At 39.1% G+C, this 421-nt stretch carries 1 rRNA gene; it reads right to left on the bottom strand.

Annotated features, from left to right (window positions below):
- Nucleotides 1-280 precede the first annotated feature (280 nt).
- A 5S ribosomal RNA gene (rrf, locus tag EES38_RS21980) occupies nt 281-396 on the bottom strand.
- Nucleotides 397-421 lie beyond the last annotated feature (25 nt).

The raw sequence follows: 421 nt of genomic DNA, 5'->3' as shown, positions 1-421 counted from the left end.
AATGTAATGTTGAATTGACTGTGCCAAATAATCTTTCTTAAAAAGAAATCTTATTCGWTTTGGTCACTCGTATCATTGATAAAATCTTTTGGATGTTTATCCGACGAGTGCCCACACAGATTGATAGGTTTATATTGTTAAAGAGCTTTGCTTTCAGTGCCTTAGCACTTAGGCAGGACGCGTATAATACGCTACCCACTTTGAAAGTCAACATAAAACTCTAATTTATTTAAAGCTTTATGGTGACTTGTTTGATGARTCATCAAACAAGTGAATAAAAGCCTGGCGATGTCCTACTCTCACATGGGGAGACCCCACACTACCATCGGCGCTAATTCGTTTCACTTCTGAGTTCGGCATGGAATCAGGTGGGTCCAAATCGCTATGGTCGCCAAGCAAATTTGTTAATTCAGAAAGCTGT

Source organism: Vibrio viridaestus, from assembly GCF_003856525.1.
Taxonomy (GTDB): domain Bacteria; phylum Pseudomonadota; class Gammaproteobacteria; order Enterobacterales; family Vibrionaceae; genus Vibrio; species Vibrio viridaestus.
The sequence above is the reverse complement of the archived record's forward strand: the minus strand, read 5'-3'. Positions and strand labels throughout refer to the sequence as shown.